Raw genomic sequence first — 26926 nt, 5'->3', positions numbered from 1 at the left:
AGCGCGCTACTCCGTCCGGAACAGGGCGACGCTTGCCGCCAGCTCCTCGGCACCCGCGGCATTTTCCTGGGCGATCCGGTCCAGCCCTTCGACGGCCGAGTGCATCTTTTCGATTCCGGCGGCCTGTTCGCGCGAGGCCCCAGCGATTTCGCCGACGATCTGCCCGATCTTGCCGGAGATCTGATCGACTTGGCCGAAGGCGCCCGCAGCCTGCTGAACGAGATCTCCGCCGTTGTGCACCTTCCGGACGATGTCGCGGATGAGCGTGTCGGTGTTTTTTGCCGCTTCTCCCGCCTGCGCCGCGAGCCGCTTGACCTCCTCCGCCACCACGGCAAAGCCTTCGCCTGCCGTTCCCGCGTGTGCCGCCTCGACTGCGGCGTTCAGCGCCAGCAGATTGGTGCGCGATGCGACCGAATTGATCGTCTTGATGATCTCCTGCGCCTGTTCGCTGGCCTGCTGAATGGTTTCCATAGATGCCGTCAGTTCGACCATCAACCCGTTCGACGACTGGATGAGCTTGCGGGCGTCGCCCATCAGGCGATCGGCTTCGGTCGCATTCCCGGCGTTGGTACGGGTTGAAGCGGAAATGTCGGCCGCTCCGCGCGTCAGGTCGTCGGCCGTGGCGGAAAGCCGCTCGGAACCGCCGGCCAGGGTTTGCGATGCGCACCCGATTTGCGAGGTCATTTCCCCCAGCATGCCGGACGCTTGGTTGAAGTGCACGGCGAGAAGGCCGAATTCGTCGTTGCGCCGATCGTCGAGCCGGGCGCTGAAGTCTCCCCCGCCGAACCGTTCGGCCAGGTCGGCCAGCTCCTGGATAGGGTTCATGACCGCACGGGCCACGAGGAGGCTGAAAAGCGTGCCGGCGACGAATACGATCAATCCGATGGCGACGAGCGTCGCCTTTCCCGATCGCACGACCCGGTTGATGGTGATGATGGCCTGCTCCTGCTCCGAACGCGCCGCGACGACCCCTTTCTGGCCCGCTTCCCGCTGCGCCGCGACCAGCGATTTCAACTTTTCGTTCAGGGCGGCGGCCCGGGCCGTCACCGAGATCTTGCGCGCCAGTTTCGGAATTGCGCCATCGCCCTCCCATAGCTGCCGGCGAATTTCTCCGAATTCGGCATCGACTGCCCTGACGGATTTCAACTCGTCCGCTTGTTCTTTGCCGAGGCGCGCGGCAAGCGACTTCGATAGCGTCGTCGCGGCGGCGAACTGTTCTTTGAGACGGCCGTCGATATATTTCAGTTCGTTGTCTGTCGCCGCGGTGGAGCAACCGGCGACGAGGTTGCGGATCGTAAGCCCGGTCGAAAGCAGATCCCCGGCCAAGCCAAACGTGTCGACCGCCGCATTCGAAACAGCGAGCGAGTCGTCGAGCGACCGGTTCTCGACTGCGAACCGATCGGCGGTGAGCGCAACTTCCTGGTCGACGCGGAGCGAGACGTCGTTGATCTTCTGGCGGACCTTGTCCGCGTCCTCATCGAACTGCCTCTTCGCGGCGTCGCTGCCGCCCGACAGCAGCGCGTTCTTCCGCTCGAGCAGCCCGCCCGAGCCCATGACCGCCTTGTCCTGTGCATCGATTGTTTCAAACATTTCCCGGATGGCGGGCGTCGCGTCCGATGTCAGCTCGCTGGTGCGGAACCGTTCGATGGCGCCGGCAAACTTTCCCTTCGCGATCAATGCCGGACGCTTGCTGTCGGCCCGACGGATATCGGCGAAGGCGTAGTCGGCGTCCTTCAGGGCGTCCATCATTGCCTGGACGCTGCGAAGCCGCCTTGTCGCGGACTTGGCGCTGTCCTTTGCCTTGGACAGATGCGCGGTGCCCGTCTTCTGGATGGTCCGGCTCTGCCTTGCCAGGATGCCGAGTTTCGACGAAATTCCGGACATGCGTGCGGACATCAGCGCCCCGGCCGCCCGGGCGCCTTCCTCCGCCGCAAGCCGGTCGGCGGTGGTCTTGACCAGTTCCCCCGTCAGCGTCTCAAGCTCCCCCACGCCCGACGAATGTCCCCCGTCGGTTTTGAGCGCCGCAAGCTCCCCGTCGATTCGCCTTATCTCCTCGTGCGTATTCACGGCATCGATTTTCGCCGCGGAAAATTCGGCCTGCGACGAGGCGGCGGACACCTTGAGCAGGTTTGCGGTCTGCTCCTGGAGTGCGCGCTGAAGTTCGATCGTCTTGAGCTGGTAGGGCGTTGAGCGCTCGACCAGCTGCGACAGCTTCCCCTGGACGAATTGCATGCCCAGGTACCCCACGCCTGCGATGATCGCGATGCCCACCGCCGTGACGCCGATGTTGAGGAAAAGCTTGGTGCGGATTTTCATGCCGACTCCGATATTGGCGCGCAGTCCGGTCTACTTGCGGACGTATTTCGCGCCGTCGCCCTTGACGAAGTCGATCAATTTCTGAACCTCGGGAGAAGGATCTCCCTTGGTGACGACGATGATCGGGCTGGTCATGGCCGGTTCGGTCTCGACCGCCTTGACGGTTCCGTCGACCATGCCCAGCGGGTCGATTCCGACCGCCTCGGCATTGGCCGCCACGTCGCTGCGCACCTTGGCGTAATTGCCGCTCTCGAGCACTTCCTTGGTCACCGTCGCGCCGTCGAGCATGGTCTTGACGAGCTGGGCGTTCTGGCCGGGCGTGTTCTTGCCCCAGACGACAATGATCGCCAGATCCTTGCCCCCGACCTCTTTCCAGTTGACGATCTTCCCGGTGAAGATGCCCTTGATCTGCTCCTTGTTCAGCTTGCCGACCGGGTTGTCCTTGTGGACGAGGAGGATGGTCCGGTTAGTGGCGACCGGATTCGACTTGAGCGTTGCCGTATCGACCTTCTGGCCGTCGGCCTCGGCCCCCTTGACCATGCTCTCGATCGGCACCGCGGCGGCGGCCGCCTGCGTCTCGCCCTTGAGCAGCGAGACGAGACCGTCCTTCGGCGTGCTCTGGAGGACGACGAGGTGGATTCCTGTCGCCTTTTCGAACGGTTCCGCGACGGGGGCAAAAACGGTGCTCATTGCGGCGCCGCCGCCGCCGATCTTGATCTCGGCTGCGACGCCCCGGGTGGCGATCGATGCGAGGGCGATCATGACATAAAGGCATGCGACGGCGGGCGCGGGAACGCGGAACGATCTGTTCTTCATCTTACCCTCCTGAAATTATTACGGGAAAGCGCATATGCGAAAACTTTTCCCTGCGTTGTTATCGGCAGGTTGGGGGAAGAAATTCAGTGGGGAACGGGGGATGATCCGGGACGAACAGCGTCAGCGTCTTGTCCGTCATCTCGAAGCGGGCCGGCAGCGGTCCCAGGTATTCGCCGTCGATCTGGGCGGCCGACGGGATCGTGCTGCGCACCCAGAGCGACCGCGTGACGCGGTGCGTCACGTTTTTCGAGGCCAGGTGCTTACCGCGGAGCACGTTCAGGACGAAGAAGAGCAGCGCCCGCCGCCCCTTCTTCTTCAGGATGATCACATGCAGGTCTTCGCTTTCCAGGTCGGCGTCCGGCGCCATGACCACCCCGCCTCCATACATGCGCCCCCGGCACAGGATGACCGCCTGCGCCTCGATCCGCTCCCGCCCGGGGAACTCGAGCCAGAGCGACGGCTGCGACCGGAAGAAGTGGCGCATGCCCATCAATACGTAGGCGGCGATGCCGAGCCGGTTCTTGTGGCTCGACCGCATGCGCTCGACCACTTCGGCGTCGAAGCCGGCAGAGGCGACGATGGCGAAGTAGCGCCCTTCGGCCTTCGCGAGCGGAATGGTGATCGTGCGCCCCGATTTCAGCAGGGCGAGCGTCGCCTCGACGCCGGCCGGGAGCGAAAGCTCCTTCGCGAAGACGTTCCCCGTCCCGTGGGCGAGGATCAGCAGCGGCACGGGGCTGCCGGCGAGTCCGTTGGCGACCTCGTTGATCGTGCCGTCGCCCCCGACCGCGACGACCGCCTTTGCCCCGGTGGAAGCCGCTTCCTGCGCGAAATGCGTTGCGTCGCCGGGTCCCGTCGTCTCGAGGACGACGAACGGCTCGCCCGACCGGGAGAGAAAGCCGCGGACCCGGTCGATCTTCCGAACCGATTTCGGCCCCGCGACGGGGTTGTAGATGACGTGGATCATGGGTGGATTGTCGATTGGGTAGGAAGCGGGATCGCTAGCGGCCCAACACGCCCTCGAGGATGTATTCCTTGGCGCTGTGGATGGCGGTGGCGGCTTCGCCCGCGCCTGCGGCGATGAGCTGGACCTTGCCATGGTATGAGACGATGTCGCCGGCGGCGAAGATCCCGGGCAGGTTGGTCGACATGTCGGTGTTGACCTTGATCCCGCCCCCCTCGATGTCGAGGCCCCACTGGCGGAACGGCTCGATGTTGGCGAGCATCCCGATCGACAGGACGATATCGTCGACCTCGATCGTTTCCTCGAGGCCGCTTTTTTCGTTCCAGATGACGGCGCCGGTGACGCGGTCGTCCCCGAGCACCGCCTTGAGACCGTAGTAGGGGTATCGGACCCGGACCCGCGACGAGAGCAGCTTCTCGACCATCGCCTCGTGGGCGGTCCAGGTGTAGGAGCGGTTGAGCAGGGTGACCTCTGAGGCGACGTTCACGAGCGCCATCGCCCAGTCGACAGCGCTGTTCCCTCCGCCGACGATGAGCACCCGGTGCCCCCGCAGCGGCTCGAAGGCCGGCAGGTAATAGTGGATGCCGTTGCCCTCGAGGGAGATCAGGTTGGGGACGTCGAGCTTGCGGGGGAGCGCCGCGCCGGCGCCGACGGTCAGCACCACCGCCTGCGTGTAGTGGGTCGCGCCTTCCTGGGTGGTGAGCTCGATGAGCCGCTCGTCGAGGACGCGCAGGCCGCAGACCCGCTCGTCGAGCACGACGGTGGGCCCGTACTGCATCGCCTGGGCGGTCAGTTCGGAAATGAGGTCGGCGGCGACGATCCGGAGGTGGCCGGCGACGTCGAAGATCTCCTTTTCGGGGTACATCGAGATGAGGCGGCCCCCGACCTGCGGGTACATCTCGATGAGCCTGGTCTTGCACTCGCGGAGCCCGGAGTAGTAGGCGGCGTAGAGGCCGACCGGTCCCGCCCCCACCACCGTGATGTCGTATAACTCGCTTTGGCGGACCATGGCCGCCAATATATCAGACGGGTCCGGAAGGCCGCCACTTCCTTTTGGATGGCCGATTCGGCGCGCACGTGTGCTATAAATATCAGGTTAATGTGAACACGATGCGGGAGAGGTGTGCATGGAGTTGACCTATCTGCCCAAGGCCTGGAAGCGCGGGACCGACTTCCTCGGGGTGCGCTACGCGATCCTGTGCGGGGGAATGACCTGGGTATCCGAGTCCAGTCTCGTTTCCGCCATTTCCAACGCCGGCGGCTTCGGCGTGCTGGCGGCAGGCAACATGCCGCCCGAGCTGCTCGAGAAGGAAATCGCCCTCACGCGCGAAAAGACGAAGTTCCCGTTCGGCGTCAACCTCATCACGGTGGCGCCGTCCTATCAGGCCCATATCGACATCGTCTGCGCCGCGAAGGTGCCGTTCGTCGTCTTCGCGGGCAGCATCCCCTCGGGCAAGGACATCGCCAGGGCGAAAGAAGCCGGTTGCAAGGTCATCGCGTTCGCCCCGGTGCTCGCGCTGGCCAAGCGGCTCGTCAAGCAGGGCGCCGACGCGCTGGTCATCGAGGGGAACGAGGCGGGCGGCCACATCGGCCCCGTCGCCACGTCCGTCCTGGTGCAGGACATCCTTCTCAACATGCCCGACGTGCCCGTCTTCGTGGCGGGCGGCATCGGCACCGGCGAGATGATCGCCAACTACCTGCTCATGGGGGCTGCCGGCGCGCAGCTCGGCACCCGCTTCGTGGCGGCCGAGGAGTGCATCGCCCACCCGCGCTTCAAGGAGGCCTACGTCCGCGCCGCGGCGCGCGACGCGATGCCCACCGCCCAGTTCGACCCGTCCCTTCCCACCATCCCCGTGCGCGCCATCCTCAACGAGGGAACGCGCGACTTCAACCATCTCCAGCTCGAGCTGATCACCAAGGTCAAGTCGGGCGAGATGCCGAAGGAAGAGGCGCAGGTCAAGCTCGAGGAGTTCTGGGTCGGCGCGCTGCGCCGCGCAGTCGTCAACGGCGACATCGAGCACGGGTCTCTCATGGCGGGCCAGAGCGTCGCCTTCGTCAAGAAAGTGCAACCTGTGCAGGAAATCATCGACGAGCTGGTCGAGGGCGCCGAACGGGCGCTCGCCGAAACCGCGAAATCCTTCGATTCCAGGAGCTGAACCCATGTTTCGTATTCTCCCAAAGGACCAGGAATTCTTCGTCCTGTTCGAGAAGGCCGGCCAGAACATCCACGACGGCGCGGCCATGCTCAAGGACATGCTCGACAATTTCGAGGACGTCAAGGAAAAGGCGCGCCAGATCGAAGAGATCGAGCACAAGGGCGACACCTATACCCACGACATCATCAAGAAGCTCAACACCACCTTCATCACGCCCATCGAGCGCGAGGACATCCTGGCTTTGGCCTCCTCGCTCGACGACGTCATCGACCTGATCCACGGCGCAGCCACCCGCATCATCCTCTACAAGGTGACCGAGAGCACGCCCGAGGCCAAGGAGCTGGGCTTCCTCATCCTCAAGTCCACGCGCGAGCTGAACCGGGCGATCGGCCTGTTGTCCAAGCAGATGGTCGGCATCCACGACCATTGCGTCGAGGTCAACTCGCTCGAGAACGAGGCCGACCGGGTCTGCCGCGACGCCATCGCGCACCTGTTCGAGCACGAGAAGGACCCGATCACGATCCTCAAGTGGAAGGAGATCTACGAGACGCTCGAGACGGCCACCGACCGGTGCGAAGACGCCGCCAACGTGCTCGAAAGCGTGGCAATGAAGAATGCATGACGTTTCCTTCAACCTCCTGATCCTGGTCATCGTCTCCGCGCTCGCGTTCGACTTCATCAACGGCTTCCACGACACCGCCAACGCCATCGCCACCTGCATCTCGACGCGGGCGCTTTCCATCCGCAACGCCATCCTCATGGCGGCGGGGCTCAACTTCGTCGGGGCGCTGATCTCGACCACCGTGGCCAAGACGATCGGCACCGGCATCGTCGAGCCGTGGGCGATCACCCAGGTCGTCATCATCTCCGCGCTCTTCGGCGCCATCTTCTGGGACCTGATCACCTGGCACTTCGGCATCCCGTCGTCGTCGTCCCACGCGATCATCGGCGGCCTCATCGGCGCGGTCGGAGCCGGCAAGGGATTCGACGCGCTCAAGTGGGGATGGGGCGGCGGCATCTACAAGACGCTGCTGGCCATCGTCATCTCGCCGCTGCTCGGCACGTTCGTCGCGTTCCTGCTCATGCTGGGCATCTTCTGGCTCTTCCGGAAGAGCCACCCGTCGCCGCTGAACCGGAAATTCAAGAAGCTGCAGATCCTCTCCGCGGCGTTCATGGCGTTCTCGCACGGCTCCAACGACGCCCAGAAATCGATGGGCGTCATCACCATGGCGATCGCTTCCTACATGGGGCTCGCAGCCACGGGGCACCCCATCCACCTTCCGTCGTTCATCTCGAGCTCGGCCGCGATCGGCATTCCCCCCCTGTGGGTCATCGTCTGTTGCGCCCTCTCCATGGCGGCGGGCACCGCGCTGGGCGGATGGCGCATCATCAAGACGGTCGGCACCGACTTCGTCAAGCTGCAGCCGGTCCACGGCTTCTGCGCCGAAACCTCCTCGGCCGCCGTCATCCTCACCGCCTCGGCAATGGGCATCCCGATCAGCACCACCCATGTCATTACCTCGGCGATCCTCGGCGTCGGCCTCTCCCAGGGGCGGCGCAAGGTCAACTGGCAGGTGGGCATCCGCATCGTGTGGGCATGGGTGCTGACCATCCCCGCTTCGGCGGTGGCGGGGTACGTCGCCTATGATCTCCTCTCCCCGGTTCTCGGGAAATAGCTTCCGCTTCCCGCTCGTCCTGATCCTGGCGCTCGGGCTGGGCATTTCCGGCGGCCCGGACGCCCTGGCACGCCCGAAGGCCGGCGGCAAGGCCAAGGCCCAGGCCGTCGACTGGCGCACCCGGGCCGAGGCGCTCCTGGCCGCAGGCCGTTTGGCCGAAGCGCGCGCGGCGTTCGAAAAAGCGGTTGCGGCCAGGCCGGGCGACGCCCGCGCGCAACTCCAGCTCGGCCTCCTCTACGAAAAGGAAGGAATCCCCGCGCGGGCCATCGAGGCCTACGAGAAGGGATTCCGGAATCCCCCCCCTGGCTTCGACCGTCTGCGCATCAACCTGGCATCGCTCTACAACCTGGCCGGCCACTCCGACCGGGCGCTCCGGCTACTTGAGGGCCGGGTCGCCGACGCCGACCGCGACGCCACGGCCCACCTCGTCTACGGCGCCTCATGGCTCGCCACCGGGAAGGCCGACCGGGCGCTCGCGCAGTTCCGGATCGTGCAGGCCCTCGAACCGGCCTCGCTGCGGGGCGCGCTGGCGGCCGGCTCCGCGCTGCGGGCGCTGGGCCGATACGACGAATCCATCGGGACGCTCGAAAAGGCGGCGCGCGCTTTCCCGGGCGATTCCTCCGCCCACTTCCAGCTCGCCGAGTCGCTGGCGGCCGCCGGAAAATTCGCGCGTGCCCAGAGCCACTACCGGCAGGCCGAAAGCGCCGGCGGCGACCCCGTCGCGATCCGGCGGCGGCTGGCCGATGTTTCCCTCGCGATGAAGGACTACCCGGCGGCGATCGCGGCGCTCGAGGCGCTCCGCCGCAACACGCCGGCCGATCCCGAGCTGGCCGGCGCGCTGGCCGCGGCTTATGAGGAGGCGGGCCAGCCCCGGGGGGCCGAGAAGGTGTTGCGCGACCTCGTGGCGCGCGTGCCCGGCAGCGCCTCCGCCCATTTCCGGCTCGGCGTCGTGCTGGGCCTCCAGGACCACCCCGCCGAGGCGGCGGCGCAGTTCCGCAAGGCGCAGGCGCTGGCGCCCGACGACGCCTCGGTGGCGCGCGCCCTGGCGGTCGCCTGCCGCCGATCGGGAGACGCGGCCGGCGCCGAGGAGGCTGCCCGGCGCCTCCTCCGGCTGCGGCCCGACGACGCCGACAGCGTCGCGATGAATGCCGTCCTCCTGCGCGACCGGGGGAAAGGGAGCGAAGCGATTGCGCTCTACCGGGCGTTCGTGGCGCGCCACCCCACCGACCCGGCGGCGCTCTCCGACCTGGCCGAGCTGCAGGACGAGGCGGGCCGGCACGGCGAAGCGATAGAGACCGCCCGGCGCGCGGTTTCCGCAAATCCCGGCTTCGCGACGGCGCACGACCGGCTGGGCTGGATCCTCTTGCGACGCGGAGACCGGACCGCGGCGCTTCCCCCGCTCGAAAAAGCAGTCCGGCTGTCGCCCGGCGAGCCCGCCATTCTCTACCACTATGCGGAAGCGCTCTACCGCAATGGGCGGGCCCGGGAGGCGCTGGCCGCCGTCGAGCGCGCACTCGCGGCCTCGACGTCCTTCCCGGGCGTGCAAGACGCGGTTTCGCTACGCAAAAAGCTCGTTGAAGGGGGCCGTCATTAGCGGATACTATGCAACGGCAACTTAGCGATTCATCGAACGGAGGCCGCATGATCCGGAAGATTGCGCATATCGGCGTCGCGGTGAAAAGCCTCGACGCCGCGATCCCGTATTACCGGGATGTTCTCGGGCTCGCGCTTGTCGGCATCGAGGAAGTCGCCGAGCAGAAGATCCGCGCGGCGGTGTTCCGCGTCGGCGAAAGCACGATCGAGGTGATCGAGTCCACGTCGCCCGACGGTCCGGTCGGCAAGTTCGTCGAGAAGAACGGCGAGGGGATCCACCACCTCTGCTTCGACGTCGCCGACACCGCGCAGGCGCTGGCCGACGCGAAGGCCAAGGGCGCCCGCCTCATCGACGAGACGCCCCGCGACGGCGTGCACGGCATGAAGATCGGCTTCCTCCATCCGAAATCGACCTTCGGCGTGCTCACCGAATTCGCCCAGGAAGGCGAGGATTCCCACTGATGTCAGCAGCTTCCGGCTCATCCGGCCGCACGCTCGTCCTGTGCTTCCACAACCACCAGCCGGTGGGCAACTTCGATTCCGTCCTTGAAGAGGCGACGCACAAGTCGTACCGTCCGTTCCTCCAGACGCTGTCCCGGTACCCCGGCGTCAAGGCGACGCTCCACTACACCGGCTACCTGCTCGACTGGCTGATCCGGAACGCGCCCGACGTCGTCGACCTGCTGCGCGCGATGGCCGCGTCGGGGCAGGTCGAGCTGCTCGGCGGCGGCATGTACGAGCCGATCCTGACGCTGCTCCCCGAGCGCGACCGGCAGGGGCAGCTTCAGGCGCTTGCTTCGCGCCTCGAGGGGACGTTCGGCAAGCGTCCCGACGGCATCTGGCTGGCCGAGCGCGTCTGGGAACCGGGGCTGGTGCCCACGCTCGCCGCCGCCGGCGTGAAATATTTGCCGCTCGACGACTACCACTTCCTGCGCGCCGGGCTTTCGCCCGAGGAGCTCGACGGCGTCTGGCTCACCGAATCCGACGGCGCCACGCTCAAGGTGTTCCCGGGCAGCGAGGCGCTGCGCTATCTCATCCCGTTCGGCAGCGTCGACGAGTCGCTGGCCGCGGTCGACCGGATGACTTCGCGCGACGTGCCGTGTCCCGCCGCGATCTTTGCCGACGACGGCGAGAAGTTCGGCGTGTGGCCCGGGACGCACCACAGCGTCTACGAGGAAGGGTGGCTGTCGCGCTTCTTCGAAGGGATCGAGGCCCGTCGGCAGGACGGCCTGGCGACGATGACGTTCGGCGAGTACGTCGACCAGGCGCCGGTGCGCGGGCGCATCTACCTGCCCACCTGCTCCTACGTCGAGATGGGCGAATGGGCGCTTCCGCCGAAGCAGGCGTCGCGCTTCGACGAGCTGCTGCGGTCCTTTCGCGAGGGGAACCACCCGGAGCTGAAGCCGTTCGCCCAGGGCGGCACCTTCCGCAACTTCCTGCGCAAGTACGAGGAGAGCAACCTGCTCCACAAGCGGATGTGGGGCGTCAGCGCGCGGGTCGAGGCGGCATGCGCGGGGGCCGGGGAGGCCGCCGCTGCGGCGATGCGCAACGACCTCTATTGCTCCCAGAGCAACGACGTCTACTGGCACGGCGTCTTCGGCGGCATCTACCTCAACCATCTCCGGGAGGCGGCCTGGACGCACCTGCTGCGCGCCGAGAGCGCGGCCGACCGGCTCCTTTCCGGCGAGGGGGGCTGGACGCAGGCGGTCCGGGGCGACCTCGATGCCGACGACGGCGCCGAACTGCTGCTGAAGACGCCGGAACTGACGCTGCTGTTCCACTCGCACGACGGCGGGTCGATCACCGAAATCTCCCTTCCCCGGCGCGGGATCGCGCTCGGGCACGTCCTCACCCGCCGGGAGGAGGCGTACCACGCCCGGTTCCGGCAGGCGGGGGGGCATTTCGACGGATCGACCAGCATCCACGACGTCCTGGTCCTCAAGGATCCCAGCGTGCTCGATGCGCTCGAGACCGACCCCTGCCAGCGGGCCTCGCTGCGCGAGACGTTCTTCGGCGAGGGTGTGACGCCGGCCGAGATCCTGGCCGGGGCGGCGCCGCTCTGCACGACCGCCGGCTGCGAGGCGGGTATCGCCGTGGCCGAGCACGACGGGACGATCCTCGTGTCGCAGGACGTCCCGATGTGCTGCGACCAGGCATCGTTGACGGTCGAGAAGTCGGTCGAGGCCGCCGCCGGCGCCGAACGGTTCATCGTTCGCTACCGGCTTGTCAACCACGGCAAGAGCCGGTCGGCCGGAACCTTCGCCACCGAATGGAACCTCAACTTCCTGTCGGGCGGCTACGACCGCTGGATCGCGGGAGGCGGCGACGGCGACGTATCGCTTTCCGGCCGCGAGGTCGCTCCCGAATCGAACGGCTTCCGGATCTTCGACGTCTGGCGGAAGATCTCGGTGGGCGCGCAATCCGATCGCCCGTTCACGCTGGTTCGCTACCCCGTCGAGACGGCCTCGCTGTCCGAGGCGGGCGCCGAAAAGATCCACCAGGGGGTTTGCCTGCGGCTTCTCTTCCCGATCCACCTGCACCCGGGGGAAAGCGCACAGTTCTCGGTGACGTGGGACGTCGCCTCATTTATCCAAGGAGGGGGATGATGAAAAAGAATTCGACGCTGGCCGCGATCGCGGCTGCAATGCTAACGACCTCGGTCGCCGCGACGGGGACCATGGCCGCGGGCTTCCGGCTTCCCGAGGCGGGCGCCAAGGCGATGGGCATGGGCTTCGCCTTCACGGCGCAGGCCGACGATCCCTCCGCGATCTACTACAATCCGGCGGGCATCACCCAGCTCGAGGGCAACAACGCGATGGCGGGCGTGACCGCCGTCCGGGAGAACGGCGGAAAGTTCGCCGGCACGACCCCGCTGTCGGGCGGTGCGGGGATCACCGAGACCCAGAAGACGCTCGACTTCTTCATCCCGAATGCCTATGCCACGCACAAGACCAAGGGGAGCGCCGTCGCCTGGGGCATCGGTGTCTTCACGCCGTTCGGCCTCGGCCAGGAATACAAGGACAAGGGCACGAGCTTCTTCCGCAATCAGGCCACCCGGATCGACCTGAAGACGGTCGTCATCAATCCCACGGTCGCGTTCAAGATCGGCGACGCCCTGTCGGTCGGCGTCGGCATCGATTACATGATGGGCTGGGCGAACCTCGAGAAGTTCGCCGTGGGCGGGACGGGGACCAACCTGGCCTACTCCAAGCTCAAGGGCGACGGCGATGCGTGGGGCTACAACGCCGGCATCCTCTTGACGCCGTCCCCGTATTGGCAGGCGGGCTTCAGCTACCGGTCGCCGTTCGATCTCAAGGCCAAGGATGCCGATCTGACGCTGTCGCAGAACCTGACCCCGTTTCCCGTCAGTTCGAAGGCCGACGCCGTCATCTCGATGCCGGCCACGGCCGCCCTCGGCATCGCGATCCGGCCGGTCGACCGGTTGACTGTCGAGGCCGACCTCGACTGGACCTTCTGGAGCGCGTATCGGGAGCTCAACGTCGTCAACCGTACCGTCCCGCAGCTGAGCTCGACTCCCACGGGGCGCAACAAGCAGTGGAACGACGTCTGCGCCGTCCGCGTCGGGACCGAATACAAGGTGACCGACCCGCTCGCGCTTCGGCTGGGCTTCGCCTACGACCCGACCCCCGCTCCCTTCGAGACGACAGGGGCCGAGCTGCCCGACGCCAACCGCCTCAACTACATGGTCGGCGCCGGCTACAAGATCGGCCCGCTCACGCTCGATGCCTCCTACTTCTACCTGCAGAAGAAGAACCGCACCTTGAACAATGTCCGGCTCGAGGAGAACGGGAACCCGATCGGCATGAACGGCATGTGGAAGGGCACCGCCCACCTCGTGTCGCTCGACCTCGGCTACAGGTTCTAGGAGGCGCAAGATGTCCCTCGCAGGCGCCGGGAAGCTGTCGGTCATCTTGATTGCGGTCCTGGTTGCCTGCGCCTCGGGGGCGGTCGCCGGCGGGAAGGCGGGGGGGAAGCGGATGCTCCTCCGCCTCCCCGCCTTTTCGATGGCGCCCAACGACGGGATCACCGTGGTGAAGGTCAGAGTCAAGGGCGGCTCCGTCGTCAGCGTGTTCCGGCCCCGGACCTGGGAATGCGAGGCCGGCGGCTTCCCCGGGGTGGAAGACGAGATGTCCTGCTCCAGCCCCAACCGGGAATACGCCATCTTTAATTCCTCGATGCTTCCCGAGATCACCGTGTCGGACGAGTCCGGGTACGACCCGTCGAAGTTCGGGGTCGAGGTCGAGCTCGAGATCGAGTCCGCCTCAGGATCGAAACGGACGAAGACGATCGCGCAGTCGGAGATGAGGATCTCCAGATAGGCTCCCTTTTCCACAAAGGGCCGACGGGCGTCCCGGCCGCTGCGGCGGTCCTGCTCCTGCTGTGTTGCGCTTGCCCGCCCCCTCCCGCCTGGTCCGGTTACTTCAAATACGTCGACCGGAACGGCACGATCCATTTCGTCGACGACGAGTCGCTCGTCCCCCCCGAGTACCGGACCAAGGCCACCCGACACGCCGAACCGGAAGATCTTCTCCCGCCCGGCGAGAAGGCGGAGCTCAAGGCCAGGCGAATGCGCGAGGATGCCGAACAGGCGTCGCAGCGCACTGCGGAAGAAGCGCGGAAGGCGCGCGAAGCCATGGAACGATCGCTCGAGACGCCCGTGACCATCCGGGGAAACCAGGTGCTGGTCCCGGTCGAGATCGGGTACGGGGGGAGGACGCTCACGGTGCAGCTCGTCCTGGATACCGGTTCGACAAACACGCTGCTGTATCGCCAGTCGGTCGGCGAACTCGACCTGGACCGCGCCGAAAGGGTGGTCAGCGAGCTGGCGGGCGGCCACCGGGTGGCGACCCTCCTGGTCCGGCTCGATACGATCAAGGTCGGCCCCTGGGTCGCCGCCGACGTGGAGGCGATCGTCATGAACCGCACGGGGCGCGATTCCGGGGAAGACGGGCTGCTGGGCATGGACTTTCTCGGAAGGCGCGACTACAAGATCGACTTCGACCGTTCGGTCATCCGCTGGGCGCCCCCGGAAGCGCCGAAGCGGCGATCTCCCTGATCCCCCTCCTCGGCATCTTCCATCGGCTTGCCGGAGAGAAATCTCCCGTGCCCCCCGTTTATTTCAGGGGAGGGCGGTAACCTTTTGCTCTCGGGAGGCACCTACTCAAGAGACGGAACCCTTCGTCGCCAAAATATCAGGTCGCCCGCTTCCTTCCCGGAGGAGGCGGGCTCGTCCCTTTGGAGGCCAGGAACCCCATGCAACGGAAGAAAAAGTCCCGAAAGCCATCCCGCGAGACCGTTCCGGCGCCGACCTCGCCCGGGTTCCACGCTGCGCAAACTTCCGGCACGTCCCCCGCATCCCCGTCGCCCTTGGCCCGCAAGCGGCTTTTGACCGCGGCTGCGGCGATCGCTGTGGTCGTTGCAGCCGGCGCGATCTTCCTGACCTGCAGCGACCGGGGGAAAGCCGCCTTGCCGAAATCGGGCGCCGCCCCGGCTGCCCGGAGCGCCCCCGTCAGCGTGGCGGCCGCGCGAAAGGGCGACGTCGGGGTCTATTTAAACGGCCTGGGGGCGGTCGTCCCGGTCAACACGGTCACCGTCCGGAGCCGGGTCGACGGGCAACTGCTGGAGGTGCTATTCCGGGAGGGCCAGGTCGTTTCCCCGGGGACGCTCCTGGCGCGGATCGATCCGCGGCCCTTCGAGGCGCAGCTCGCGCAGGCCGAGGGCGCACTGGCCCGCGACCAGGCACTCCTCCAGAACGCCCGGCTCGACCTCGACCGGTATCGCCTCCTCCTCAAGCAGGATTCGATCGCCCGGCAGCAGCCCGAGACGCAGGAGGCGCTGGTGCGCCAGTACGAAGGCGTCGTCAAGTCCGACCAGGGGGTCGTCGACAACGCGAAGCTCCAGCTGTCCTATTCCCGGATCGCCGCCCCGATTCCCGGGCGGCTCGGATTGCGTCTCGTGGACGCGGGGAACATCGTCCACGCCGGCGATCCCGGGGGGCTGGTCGTCATCACCCAGCTCCAGCCGATCAAGGTGATCTTCTCGATCCCCGAGGACGCCCTTCCGCAGCTGTTGCCCCGGATGAAAGGGGGCCGCCGTCTGCAGGTCGAGGCGTACGACCGCGAGGGGAAGAAGTTGCTGGCCACCGGCTATCTCCAGATGATCGACAACCAGATCGACCCGGCGACCGGCACCGTCAAGCTCCAGGCGATCTTCGGGAACCAGGGCAATGCGCTGTTTCCCAACCAGTTCGTCAACGCCCGCCTTCTCCTCGAGGTCCGCAAGGGAACCGTCGTGGTCCCGTCCGCGGCGATCCTGCGCAACCCCCAAGGCGCCTTCGTCTATGTGGTGAAGCAGGACAATACCGTCACGTCCAGGCCGGTGGTCCCCGGACCGTCGCAAGAGGACGACACTTCCGTCGCGTCCGGGCTTGCGGTCGGCGAGAGCGTCGTCGTCGACGGGGCCGACAGGCTCCGGGACGGCGCCAAGGTCGACATCCTCGGCGCGGGGGGAGGAACGGCGAAGGAGCGCGGCGCGAAAAAGGGACGCCGATGAACCTTTCCCGCCCGTTTATCGTCCGGCCGGTCGCCACCACGTTGCTGATGGCGGCGATCCTCCTGGCCGGGGGGGTGGCCTACCGACTGCTGCCGGTGTCGGCGCTGCCTCAGGTCGACTACCCCACCATCCAGGTGACCACCTTCTATCCCGGCGCAAGTCCCGACGTCATGGCGTCCTCCGTCACCGCGCCGCTCGAGCGGCAGTTCGGCCAGATGCCGGGGCTCAAGCAGATGACGTCGAACAGCTCCAGCGGATGCTCGGTCATCACGCTCCAGTTCAGCCTCGACCTCGACCTCGACGTCGCCGAGCAGCAGGTTCAGGCCGCGATCAACGCGGGCTTCAACTTCCTGCCGCGCGACTTGCCCAACCCGCCGGTCTACAGCAAGGTGAATCCGGCCGACGCCCCCATCCTGACGATGGCGCTCTCCTCGAAGACGCTGACGCTGCCGCAGGTCGAGGACCTCGCCGACACCCGCTTTGCCCAGAAGATCTCGCAGCTCCCCGGCGTGGGGCTCGTCCGCATCAGCGGCGGGCAGCGTCCGGCCGTCCGGATCCACGTCAATCCGACCGCCCTGGCCTCATACGGCCTGACGCTCGAGGATCTTCGGGCGTCGATCGGCACCGCCAACGTCAACCAGGCCAAGGGGGGGTTCGACGGGCCGCGGCAGTCGGCCATCATCGGCGCCAACGACCAGCTGCTGTCCAGCCGCGAATACCGGCCGCTGATCATCGCCTACCGGAACGGCGCGCCGATCCGCCTGACCGACGTCGCCGACGTGGTCGACGACGCCGAGAACGTCAACCAGGCGGCGTGGATGAACGAGACGCCCGCGGTGATCGTCAACATCCAGCGTCAGCCGGGCGCCAATGTCATCGCGGTGGTCGATCGCGTCAAGGCGCTGCTTCCGCAGCTCAAGAACTCCCTGCCCGCGTCCATCGAGGTGTCGCTGCTTACCGACCGGACCACGACCATCCGGGCCTCCGTCCACGACGTCCAGCTAGAACTGATGCTGGCGGTCTTCCTGGTCGTCCTCGTCATGTTCCTCTTCCTGCGCAACCTGCCGGCGACGGTCATCCCCAGCATCGCCGTGCCGCTGTCGCTCATCGGCACCTTCGGCGTGATGTACCTGCTCGGCTACAGCCTCAACAACCTGTCGCTGATGGCGCTGACGATCTCGACCGGGTTCGTGGTCGACGACGCGATCGTCATGATCGAAAACATCTCGCGCTATATCGAGGAAGGGGAAACGCCACTCCAGGCGGCGCTCAAGGGCTCCGCGCAGATCGGTTTCACGATCCTGTCGCTGACGGTCTCGCTCATCGCGGTGCTCATCCCGCTGCTGTTCATGGGCGACGTCGTCGGCCGGCTGTTCCGCGAATTCGCCGTGACGCTGGGCGTGACCATCCTCATCTCGGCAGTCGTCTCGCTGACGCTGACGCCGATGATGTGCGCGAAGCTGCTCAGGCACCATCCCCCGAAAGATGCTGAGGCCGTCTCCAAGTTCAAGTTTTACGACCGGGTCGTCGCCGGATACGGCAGAACGCTCCGGGTGGTGCTCCGGCACCAGGGGCTGACGCTGCTCGTGGCGGCGGGGACGCTCGTCCTGACCATCGCACTTTATGTCTTCGTTCCGAAGGGCTTCTTCCCCGTGCAGGACACGGGTGTCATCCTGGGCGTCTCCGAGGCGCCCCAGAGCATCTCGTTCACGGAAATGGCCCGTCGGCAGCAGGCGCTGGCCGGGGTGATCCTCGCCGATCCGGCGGTCGAGAGCCTGTCGTCGTTCATCGGAGTCGACGGCACGAACGCGACGCTGAACAGCGGACGGGTACTCATCAACCTCAAGCCGCTCGACAAGCGCGACGCGGACGCGACCGGCGTCATCCGGCGGCTCCAGCCCGCGCTGGTGAAGCTCGGCGGGATCATGCTTTACCTCCAGCCGGTGCAGGACCTCTCCGTCGAGGACCGGGTGAGCCGGACCCAGTACCAGTACACGCTCGAGGACCCCGACATGAAGGAGCTGGCCATCTGGACGCCGCGCCTGGTCGAACGTCTGCGCGCCCTGCCGGAACTGCGCGACGTCAGCGCCGACATCCAGGACCAGGGGCTTCGCGCGTCGCTGGTCATCGACCGCGCGACGGCGTCCCGGCTGGGCATCACCCCGCAGATGATCGATGACGCGCTCTACGACGCGTTCGGCCAGCGGCAGGTCTCGACGATCTTCACGCAGCTCAACCAGTACCGGGTCGTCCTGGCGGTCAAGCCCGACTTCAGCCGCGGCCCGGCGGGGCTCGACGCGATCCGGGTCCGCAGCGCGGGCGGCGGGCAGGTGCCGCTTTCCGCAATCGCGCGAATCGAGGAGACGACCGGCACGCTCGTGGTGAGCCGGCAGGGCCAGTTCCCCGTGACGACGCTTTCGTTCAACCTGGCGCCGGGGGAGTCGCTGGGCGCGGCGTCGAAGGCGGTCACGGCGGCGACGGCGGGGCTGGGCATTCCGGCCAGCATCCGGGGCGGTTTCCAGGGGACCGCTGCGGCGTTCCACGATTCGTTGGCCAACGAGCCGATCCTGATCCTCGCGGCGCTGGTCACCGTCTACATCGTCCTGGGCGTCCTTTACGAAAGCTATATCCACCCGGTCACGATCCTGTCCACCCTTCCGTCGGCCGGCGTCGGCGCCATCCTGGCGCTGCTCCTGTTCCGGATCGAGTTCACGGTCATCGCGCTGATCGGCCTCATCCTGCTGATCGGCATCGTCAAGAAAAACGCGATCATGATGATCGACTTCGCGCTCGAGGCCGAGCGCAAGGAGGGGAAGCCCCCCGACGAGGCGATCTACCAGGCGTGCCTCCTGCGCTTCCGGCCGATCATGATGACGACGATGGCGGCGCTCCTGGGCGCGCTGCCGATGGCGGCGGGGTCGGGCGTGGGTTCCGAGCTTCGCCGGCCGATGGGGATCGCGATCGTGGGCGGGCTGATTCTCAGCCAACTCCTCACGCTCTACACGACGCCGGTCATCTACCTGGCGTTCGATCGGCTGGCGCGGCGCGTCACGGGACGGAGCGCGGCGAGCGAGATTGCGGAAACCGATCCGGTGGCGCCATGAGCATCTCCTCGGTATTCATACGGCGTCCGGTCGGGACGACGCTGCTCACGATCGGCGTGGTGCTCGCCGGGGCGATCGCCTTCCGGCTGCTCCCCGTCGCGGCGCTGCCGCCCGTCGACTATCCGACGATCTCGGTCTCCGCCTCGCTACCCGGCGCGGACCCCGAGACGATGGCGACGTCGGTGGCCGCCCCGCTCGAGCGGCAGTTCTCCCGGATCGCCGGCGTGACCGAGATGACGTCTGCGAGCAACCGCGGGTCGACGAACATCACGATGCAGTTCGACCTCGACCGGAACATCAACGGCGCCGCCCGAGACGTCCAGGCCGCGATCAACGCGGCCCGCGGCTACCTGCCGGCCAACCTCCCCGCCAACCCGAACTACCGGAAGGTAAATCCGGCCGACGCACCCGTCATGATCCTCTCGCTCACCTCTCCCAATGTGAGCACCTCTAAAATGTACGATGCGGCATCCACCATCCTCGCCCAGAAGCTTTCGCAGCTCGAGGGCGTCGGGCAGGTAATCGTGGGCGGAAGCTCGCTGCCGGCCGTGCGCGTCGATCTCAACCCCCCTGCGCTCGACCATTACGGCCTCGGCCTGTCCGACGTCCGGCGGGCGATCGCGGCCGCCAACGCGAACACGCCGAAGGGGCAGCTCTCCGACGGCGCCCGGAGCTGGGAGATCCAGGCCAACGACCAGATCCGGACCGCCGACGAGTATCTTCCGCTGATCGTCTCTTACCGGGGCGGGCGGGCCATCCAGCTCAAGGACGTGGCCGACGTCCAGGACTCGGTCGAGGATCTGCGGTCGGCGGGGCTCGCCAACGGGAAGCCGGCCGTCCTGGTGATCCTGTTCCGGGCGCCGGGCGCGAACATCATTGAGACGGTCGACCGGGTCCGCGCCGAGTTGCCCCGGCTCGAAGCGTCGCTTCCCGGGACCGTGAAGCTTGACGTGGTCATGGACCGGACGCCGACGATCCGGAGCTCGCTCCGGGACGTCGAGCGGTCGCTCATCATTTCGTTCGTCCTCGTGATCCTGGTCGTGTTCGCCTTCCTGCGCAACCTTCGCTCGACCGTCATTCCCGCGGTCGCGGTCGCGGTGTCGCTGATCGGGACGTTCGCGTTGATGCATCTTTGCGGATACAACCTCGACAACCTGTCGCTGATGGCGCTCACGGTCGCAACCGGCTTCGTCGTGGACGATGCCATCGTCGTCCTCGAAAACGTCACCCGCCATATCGAGGGAGGGATGGCGCCGCGGCAGGCGGCGTTTGAGGGGGCGAAGCAGGTCTCCTTCACCGTCTTGTCCATGAGTCTGTCGCTGGTGGCGGTGTTCACCCCCATCCTGCTGATGGGGGGGATGGTGGGGCGGCTGTTCCGCGAATTCGCGGTGACGCTATCCATGGCGATCGGCATGTCTCTCGCCGTCTCGCTGACGACGACGCCCATGATGTGCGCCCTGGTGCTCCGGAAGGACGATGCCGTGCGCCACGGCCGGATCTACCGGTTCAGCGAGCGGCTGTTCGACCGGACGCGCGCGGCATACGACACGACGCTCTCCTGGGCGCTCCGACACCCCCGCTTCACCATGCTGCTCGTCGCGGGCGCGGTCGCCACCAATGTCTTCCTGTTCCGGGCGATCCCGAAGGGATTCTTCCCGCAACAGGATACCGGCCGGCTGACGGGAACCATCCTGGCGGCGCAGGACATCTCGTTCCAGGCGATGAAACAGAAGCTGACCGCCGTGGTCGGCATCATCGGGAAAGACAACGCCGTCGACACCGTCACCGGGTTCACCGGCGGTTCCGGCGGCAACGCCGCGAACAGCGCCCGCATGTTCGTCAGCCTGAAGTCGTCCGACGAGCGCACGGCCACGGCCGACGAGGTGATCGCCCGCCTCCGGAAGAAGCTGTCGCACATCCCGGGCGCGCAGACGCTGCTCCAGTCGGTGCAGGACCTCCGGATCGGGGGCCGGTTCGGAGGCGGGCAGTACCAGTACACCCTCCAGGGAGACGACCTCAAGGCGCTCTCCGCGTGGGCGCCGCGGGTCGAGGCCGCGCTGCGGCAGCTTCCCGAGCTGGCCGACGTCAGCAGCGACCTTCAGGTCAAGGGGCTGCAGGCCACGATCGCCATCGACCGCGACACCGCGTCCCGGCTGGGCGTTTCCCCGCAGCAGATCGACGAGGCGCTTTACGATGCCTTCGGGCAGCGGCAGGTGTCGATCAACTACACCCCGCTCAACCAGTATCACGTCGTGATGGAAGCCGCGCCGAGCTATTGGCAGCGGCCCGACGTGCTTCACGACTTCCGGGTCCGCGCCGCGAGCGGGACGCCGGTGCCGCTCGCCGCGTTCGCGCGCTATGGGCCGACCGCCACTTCGCTCTCGGTGAACCACCAGGGGCAGTTCCCGGCGGTGACGATCTCGTTCAATCTCCCGGTGGGAACGGCGCTCGGCGACGCGGTCAACGCGATCGAGGACACGACTCACCGGATGGGGCTTCCATCAGGCATCCGCGGCAGCTTCTCGGGGACGGCACAGGCATTCCAGGCGTCGCTTGCGAACGAGCCGTACCTCATCCTGGCCGCGCTGGTCACGGTCTACATCGTCCTTGGGGTGCTCTACGAGAGCTACGTTCACCCGTTGACGATCCTGTCGACGCTTCCGTCGGCAGGCGTCGGCGCTGTGTTCGCACTTCTGATCTGCGGGATCGATTTCAGCGTGATGGCGTTGATCGGTGTCATCCTGCTGATCGGCATCGTGAAAAAAAACGCGATCATGATGATCGATTTTGCCCTCGAGGCGGAACGCAGGGAGGGAAAGGGGCCGCGGGAAGCGATCCACGAGGCGTGCCTGCTCCGTTTCCGTCCGATCATGATGACGACGATGGCGGCGCTCCTGGGCGCGTTGCCGCTGGCGTTCGGGATGGGCGTCGGCTCGGAGATGCGGCGGCCCCTGGGCATCTCGATCGTGGGCGGGTTGCTGGTCAGCCAGATGCTCACGCTTTATACGACGCCGGTCATCTACCTGTATCTCGACCGGTTCCGGCTCTGGGCCGGGGCCGCGCGGAACCGGCTCGCCGAGCGGCTGTTCCGGCCGCGAGCACCGCGGACGGCCGCTTCATGAACGGGAAAACAAGGGGGGATCGTTCCATGATTCGAGGGGATAAATGCGGGAGGGCGGCGAAGGGGCGGCAACGGCTCGCGATGGCTGGTGCGCTGGCGCTGCTTTCCGCGTGCGCGACAGTCGGCCCGAACTACGTGAGGCCCGAGGCGCCGACGCCTTCTGCCTTCAAGTCGCCGGATGCATGGAAGGATACCGGCGAATGGAAGCTTGCCTCTCCCGGCGACAACGTGCTTCGCGGCCCCTGGTGGGAAATCTACGGCGATCCCGGGCTGAACGCGCTCGAGGCGCAGGTCGTTATCGCCAACCAGGATGTGGCGGCCGCCGAGGCGCGCTATCGGCAGGCGCAAACGCTGGTGACGATCGCGCGGTCGGGCGAGATGCCGACGGTGACGGCGGGCGCCTCGATCACCGGGGGACAACGGTCCCGGGAAGTCGCGGGGGGGGGCAGTCGCACCACCGACTACCTGCTGCCGATATCAGCATCTTGGGAACCCGATCTTTGGGGGAAGATCCGGCGCGCCGTCGAGTCGGGAACGGCGGGCGTCCAGGCGAGCCGGGCCGATGTGGAGGCGATCACCCTGTCGGCCCGCGCCGAGCTGGCGCAGGACTATTTCCAGATGCGCGCGCTCGACGCCCAGAAGAAGATCCTCGACGAGACGATCGAGGCGTACCGGAAATCGCTCGTGTTGACGCAGAATCGATACGAGGCCGGCGTCGCGGCCAAATCCGAGGTGCTCCAGGCCGACACCCAGCTAAGGACCATCCAGGCACAGGTGATCGACACGCGGGTGGCCCGGGCCCAGTTCGAACATGCGATCGCACTGCTTGTGGGGAAGCCCCCCTCCGTCGTCTCCCTTGCCGATGCGCCGCTCGATGCGGTGCCGCCGCCCGTGCCGGCCGGCCTCCCGTCCGCGCTGCTCGAACGGCGTCCGGATATCGCGGGGGACGAGCGCCGGATGGCGGCCGCCAACGCGCAGATCGGCGTGGCCGAGGCGGCCTACTACCCCACGGTCCGTCTGGGCGCCGGGACGGGGCTCGAGGCGCTCAGCCTGGCCAAATGGCTGACCTGGCCCGCCCGCTTCTGGTCGCTCGGCCCGTCGATCTCCGAGGTGGTCTTCAACGGCGATTTGCGGAAGGCGCAGACCGCATCGGCGCGCGCCGCCTACGACGGCACGGTGGCAGCGTATCGCCAGACCGTCCTGTCGGCATTCAAGGAGGTCGAGGACGCGCTTTCGGCGCTGCGCATCCTCGAGGCGGAGGCCAAGACGCAGGATCTGGCGGTCCGGTCGGCGGAACAGTCCGTCGAGATGGCGATCAACCAGTACAAGGCGGGGACGGTCAGCTATCTCAACGTCATCATCGCGCAGGCGACGGCGCTGGGGAACCGGCGGACGGCCCTCGACATCCAGGGGCGCCGCATGGTGGCGAGCGTCCAGCTGATCCGGGCGCTGGGGGGCGGGTGGAATGCGTCCTCCCTGAAAGATGCGCCGGCGGGGACACCGTAACCTTTCGATGGCCGAAGTCGCCCATATAATGGAAAGGATGGAAGAGCCATCCGAAACTGCGATCGTCCGTTCGGCCCAGGCGGGCGATGAAGGGGCATTCACGGAGCTGGTGGTCCGTCACCGGCGCGACGTGCTCCGTATCGCCTGGCGGTTCGCGCGCAACAACGCCGAGCTCGACGACCTCGGCCAGGAGATCTTCATCCGGGCCTTCGAGTCGCTGGCGTCCTATCGGGGCGATGCGCCATTCGGCCACTGGCTCTCCCGTATCGCGGTCCACGCCTGCTACGACTTCCTGCGGAAGCGGCGGCGGGAAGAGGGCAACATCTCCCTCGACGCGATGCCGTTTCCCCCGGTCGATCCGTCCACCGAGACCGACCGTCCGGCGGAACAGGCCCGGCTGATCCTCGAAGGCGCGATGGCGCAGCTCAAGCCCGATCAGCGGCTGGTGATCACGCTGTTCGAGCTGGAGGACCGGACGATCCGGGAGGTGGCCGCACTGACCGGCTGGAGCGAGACGGGCGTCAAGGTGCGCGCCTTCCGGGCTCGGAAGGCATTGAAGAGGATTCTCGGAGGGCAAGATGAAGGATGACCGGAACGTTTGTACGGATGCGCGGCTTGACCGGCTTTTTGCCTTGGCGCGGGAAGCGCCGGTCGATACGGCCGTGGTCGAGCGCAACTTCGAAACCCGGCTTCTGGCCCGGATCCGCGAGCGGAGCGTCGGCCGCGAGCCTTGGTACGCCTGGGGCTGGCGGCTGATGCCCCTGTTCCTGGCGATCACCCTGCTGCTGGGGGGCTGGACCATTTATCACGATCCATTCCGCATGGGCGATCCGGCCCTGCTCTTCTCCGGGCCCGAGCAGGTTGCGCTGGTCGATTCGTTGACGGGAGAGTGACGGCATGAAACGGTTCAAGGCAATTCTCGGGGTTTTGATGGTATTCCTGCTCGGCGCGGCGGCCGGCGGCTTCGCCGTGTATCATGCGGAGCGGCACGGGTTCGAGGCGTTTCTTGCGGGCCGGGGGCACGAGACGGGTGACGTGATCGTCCGGCGGCTGACCCGCTCGTTGGACCTCGACGCGGCCCAGCGCGAAATGGTGCGCGCGATCGTCGCCGAGACGCACAAGGAGATTCTCGAGATCCGGAAACCGCTCCAGCAGCAGGTCGAGGGGGCGATCGACCGGTCCCGGACCCGGGTGCGGGCGCTGCTACGGCCCGACCAGCAGGCGAAATTCGACCGGCTCCAGGCCGAGCGCCGCGCCCGCAAGGAGCGTGATCCGCGCTGACCGGCGCGTGCCGGGCAGAGGTTTTCGGACGCAAAACGGGGAGGTCGCCTTGCGGCGGTCCTCCCCGTGTTCGTTGGCGGCCCGGCGAAATATCGGCGGGCCTTTGATTCCGATCGGCGGGCCTAGAGGTTCGCGAGTTCCCGCTCGATGATCTGGACATGCCCCTGCTCGAAAGACGCGAGATGTTCGAACACCTTCTTGAACTCGGGGTTCGTGACGGTGGCTGCCGCGTCGGTGAACAGCTTCAGTGCCTCTTTTTCCAGCATGAGCGCGATGTCCAGGAACTCTTTCCGGGTTTTCATCGACTTCACCCGGTCGAGCAGATAGACATGGGTTTCCTGGAGCATCTCGTCGATCTCGGGCAGGCCGGGCTTCTCCATGATGTCGCGGTAGGGCGCCCAGCACTCGGACCGGACGTTCTCGTCGTATTCGTCTTCGAGCGAGAGGAAGTGCCCCTTCTCGTCGGCGGCCAGCTTCTCGACGGTCTCCTTGAGCGCCGGGTCGGTGATGAGCTTGAGGGCCTTCTTGTAGAAGACATAGGCGGCCAGCTCGGACTCGATTCCCAGGTTGAGGAACTTGAGCGCGTCTTCCGTGAATTTCATCGTTTAAGACCTCCGTATGCGGAAATTGAAAGCGCCGTCCTTGCTGCGCGAGCCCAGTTTAACACGAAACCTGCGTCGAGCCCCCTTTACCCAGCACCGGCCATCGCCCGCAGCCGCCGGATGCGCTCGACGGTCGGCGGGTGGGTGGACATGAGCGCGGACGAGGTATCGGTGAACGCCTGGAGCGGGTTGACGATGAACAGGTGCTGGGTGCCGCGGTTCTCGCCGGGCACGTGCGCGCCGCCGTCGGCGATCTTTTCGAGCGCCGACGCGAGCGCGAGCGGATTGCGCGTGAATTCGGCGGCCCCGGCGTCGGCATGGTATTCGCGCTGGCGGGAGATGCTCATCTGGAGGATCTTCGCAGCCAGGGGCGCCAGCAGCGCCAGGGCGATGCCGAGCAGCAGGAAGACCGGGTTGCCGCGGCTCCCGTCGCTGCCGCGGCGGCGGCCGGAAAACCAGGTGCCGCGCAGGAACATGTCGGAGAGCAGGGCAACCGCGCCGACCAGCACGGCGGCGCAGATGCCGTAAAGGGTGTCGCGCCCCTTGATGTGCGCCAGCTCGTGGGCGACGACGGCCTGCAGTTCCGCCCGATCGACCTTCTCGATCAGCCCGCGCGTCACGGCGACGACCGCTTCCTCGGGCTTGCGCCCCGCGGCGAAGGCGTTCATCCCGAGCGTTTCCATCACGAAGACCTTGGGGGGCGGAAGCCCCGCGGCGATCGCCATCTCCTCGACGACGTTGATGAGCTGCCGGTCGTTGACCGGATCGGCGGGATGGGCGTCGTGGAGCGACAGGACGATCGACGACCCGTTGAACCAGGCGACCGCGGCGAGGATGACGTAGACGACCATCGCCACGGCGAGGCCGTCCTGCCAGCGGCCGTACGCCTGGCCGATCACCCCCCCCAGGATGAAGAAGAGGCCGAACAGAACGAGGAACAGGAACTGCGATCGCAGCACGTTCTCGGAGGCGGCCTCGTAGAATGAAATCGGGCGGTCGATCCGGAACGGCGGCTTCGACGCGGACTCGGAGACCGGGACGGCGGCCGGCGGTTCGGCAGCGTCGGTCAATCCTTCGATGGGCTGCCCCTCGCGCGCCGGGGGGGGCGCGTCGCCTGAGAGGTCGCCGTCAAAGCGCGCCTGGCAGAGGTAGCACCAGCCGGCCTCGGCCGGATTGGGCGCGCCGCATTTCGGGCAGGTGTGCTCCGTCGTGGGCATGGGG

General features: G+C 66.9%; 22 protein-coding genes. 16 read left to right on the top strand and 6 right to left on the bottom strand.

What is annotated here, in order from left to right:
- Positions 1-6: 6 nt before the first annotated feature.
- Genes VGK27_01515 through VGK27_01500 form a run of 4 tightly spaced genes read right to left on the bottom strand, consistent with a single transcriptional unit; the run spans position 7 to position 5102 of the window.
- Positions 7-2316, bottom strand: coding sequence for a methyl-accepting chemotaxis protein (locus VGK27_01515; GenBank protein HEY3488780.1), 2310 nt, complete (start codon positions 2314-2316; stop codon positions 7-9).
- 30 nt (positions 2317-2346) lie between these two features.
- Positions 2347-3132, bottom strand: a complete 786-nt coding sequence (locus VGK27_01510; GenBank protein ID HEY3488779.1) for a substrate-binding domain-containing protein — start codon at positions 3130-3132, stop codon at positions 2347-2349.
- Positions 3133-3190: 58 nt separating this feature from the next.
- A complete protein-coding gene (locus tag VGK27_01505) occupies positions 3191-4096 on the bottom strand; it encodes a diacylglycerol kinase family protein (GenBank protein HEY3488778.1) in 906 nt (301 codons plus the stop codon).
- A gap of 34 nt (positions 4097-4130) precedes the next feature.
- Entirely contained in the window at positions 4131-5102 is a 972-nt protein-coding gene (locus VGK27_01500) for an NAD(P)/FAD-dependent oxidoreductase (protein HEY3488777.1), read from the bottom strand.
- A gap of 118 nt (positions 5103-5220) precedes the next feature.
- Here VGK27_01500 and VGK27_01495 point away from each other — a divergent pair, with 118 nt between their 5' ends.
- From VGK27_01495 to VGK27_01420, 16 genes are all read left to right on the top strand, one after another.
- Complete coding sequence (locus tag VGK27_01495) at positions 5221-6249, top strand: nitronate monooxygenase family protein (GenBank protein ID HEY3488776.1); 1029 nt, start codon at positions 5221-5223, stop codon at positions 6247-6249.
- Positions 6250-6253: 4 nt separating this feature from the next.
- Positions 6254-6871, top strand: coding sequence for a DUF47 domain-containing protein (locus VGK27_01490; GenBank protein ID HEY3488775.1), 618 nt, complete (start codon positions 6254-6256; stop codon positions 6869-6871).
- Entirely contained in the window at positions 6864-7925 is a 1062-nt protein-coding gene (locus tag VGK27_01485) for an inorganic phosphate transporter (GenBank protein ID HEY3488774.1), read from the top strand. The genes VGK27_01490 and VGK27_01485 overlap by 8 nt, the downstream gene beginning before the upstream one ends.
- Positions 7894-9519 (top strand): tetratricopeptide repeat protein, encoded by a 1626-nt coding sequence (locus VGK27_01480; protein ID HEY3488773.1) that lies wholly within the window; start codon positions 7894-7896, stop codon positions 9517-9519. The genes VGK27_01485 and VGK27_01480 overlap by 32 nt, the downstream gene beginning before the upstream one ends.
- Positions 9520-9566: 47 nt before the next feature.
- A complete protein-coding gene (gene mce / locus VGK27_01475) occupies positions 9567-9980 on the top strand; it encodes a methylmalonyl-CoA epimerase (protein HEY3488772.1) in 414 nt (137 codons plus the stop codon).
- Complete coding sequence (locus VGK27_01470; protein HEY3488771.1) at positions 9980-12124, top strand: alpha-amylase/4-alpha-glucanotransferase domain-containing protein; 2145 nt, start codon at positions 9980-9982, stop codon at positions 12122-12124. Before mce ends, VGK27_01470 begins: the two co-directional genes overlap by 1 nt.
- Entirely contained in the window at positions 12124-13404 is a 1281-nt protein-coding gene (locus tag VGK27_01465; GenBank protein ID HEY3488770.1) for an OmpP1/FadL family transporter, read from the top strand. Before VGK27_01470 ends, VGK27_01465 begins: the two co-directional genes overlap by 1 nt.
- A 10-nt stretch (positions 13405-13414) precedes the next feature.
- Complete coding sequence (locus VGK27_01460; protein HEY3488769.1) at positions 13415-13858, top strand: hypothetical protein; 444 nt, start codon at positions 13415-13417, stop codon at positions 13856-13858.
- A 248-nt stretch (positions 13859-14106) separates the two neighbouring features.
- Positions 14107-14595: a retropepsin-like aspartic protease gene (locus VGK27_01455; protein ID HEY3488768.1), complete on the top strand. Its 489-nt coding sequence runs from the start codon at positions 14107-14109 to the stop codon at positions 14593-14595.
- Positions 14596-14792: 197 nt separating this feature from the next.
- On the top strand, positions 14793-16091 hold the full coding sequence (locus VGK27_01450; GenBank protein HEY3488767.1) for an MdtA/MuxA family multidrug efflux RND transporter periplasmic adaptor subunit: 1299 nt from the start codon (positions 14793-14795) through the stop codon (positions 16089-16091).
- Positions 16088-19195 carry a multidrug efflux RND transporter permease subunit gene (locus VGK27_01445; GenBank protein ID HEY3488766.1) on the top strand — a complete coding sequence of 1036 codons (3108 nt, stop codon included), beginning with the start codon at positions 16088-16090 and terminating at the stop codon, positions 19193-19195. Before VGK27_01450 ends, VGK27_01445 begins: the two co-directional genes overlap by 4 nt.
- Positions 19192-22317 carry a multidrug efflux RND transporter permease subunit gene (locus VGK27_01440; GenBank protein HEY3488765.1) on the top strand — a complete coding sequence of 1042 codons (3126 nt, stop codon included), beginning with the start codon at positions 19192-19194 and terminating at the stop codon, positions 22315-22317. The genes VGK27_01445 and VGK27_01440 overlap by 4 nt, the downstream gene beginning before the upstream one ends.
- 26 nt (positions 22318-22343) lie before the next feature.
- Positions 22344-23822: an efflux transporter outer membrane subunit gene (locus tag VGK27_01435; GenBank protein ID HEY3488764.1), complete on the top strand. Its 1479-nt coding sequence runs from the start codon at positions 22344-22346 to the stop codon at positions 23820-23822.
- 28 nt (positions 23823-23850) lie between these two features.
- Positions 23851-24411 (top strand): RNA polymerase sigma factor, encoded by a 561-nt coding sequence (locus VGK27_01430; protein ID HEY3488763.1) that lies wholly within the window; start codon positions 23851-23853, stop codon positions 24409-24411.
- Positions 24401-24715 carry a hypothetical protein gene (locus VGK27_01425; protein HEY3488762.1) on the top strand — a complete coding sequence of 105 codons (315 nt, stop codon included), beginning with the start codon at positions 24401-24403 and terminating at the stop codon, positions 24713-24715. Before VGK27_01430 ends, VGK27_01425 begins: the two co-directional genes overlap by 11 nt.
- Positions 24716-24719: 4 nt before the next feature.
- On the top strand, positions 24720-25103 hold the full coding sequence (locus tag VGK27_01420; GenBank protein ID HEY3488761.1) for a hypothetical protein: 384 nt from the start codon (positions 24720-24722) through the stop codon (positions 25101-25103).
- Positions 25104-25225: 122 nt separating this feature from the next.
- Here VGK27_01420 and VGK27_01415 read toward each other — a convergent pair whose 3' ends face one another.
- Positions 25226-25705: a ferritin family protein gene (locus tag VGK27_01415; GenBank protein ID HEY3488760.1), complete on the bottom strand. Its 480-nt coding sequence runs from the start codon at positions 25703-25705 to the stop codon at positions 25226-25228.
- Between the two features lie 86 nt (positions 25706-25791).
- Complete coding sequence (locus tag VGK27_01410; protein HEY3488759.1) at positions 25792-26922, bottom strand: M48 family metalloprotease; 1131 nt, start codon at positions 26920-26922, stop codon at positions 25792-25794.
- Positions 26923-26926: the final 4 nt, after the last annotated feature.

The sequence above is a fragment of the Candidatus Deferrimicrobiaceae bacterium genome (genome assembly GCA_036504035.1).
In the GTDB taxonomy this organism is placed as follows: domain Bacteria; phylum Desulfobacterota; class Deferrimicrobia; order Deferrimicrobiales; family Deferrimicrobiaceae; genus JANXPS01.
The sequence above is the reverse complement of the archived record's forward strand: the minus strand, read 5'-3'. Positions and strand labels throughout refer to the sequence as shown.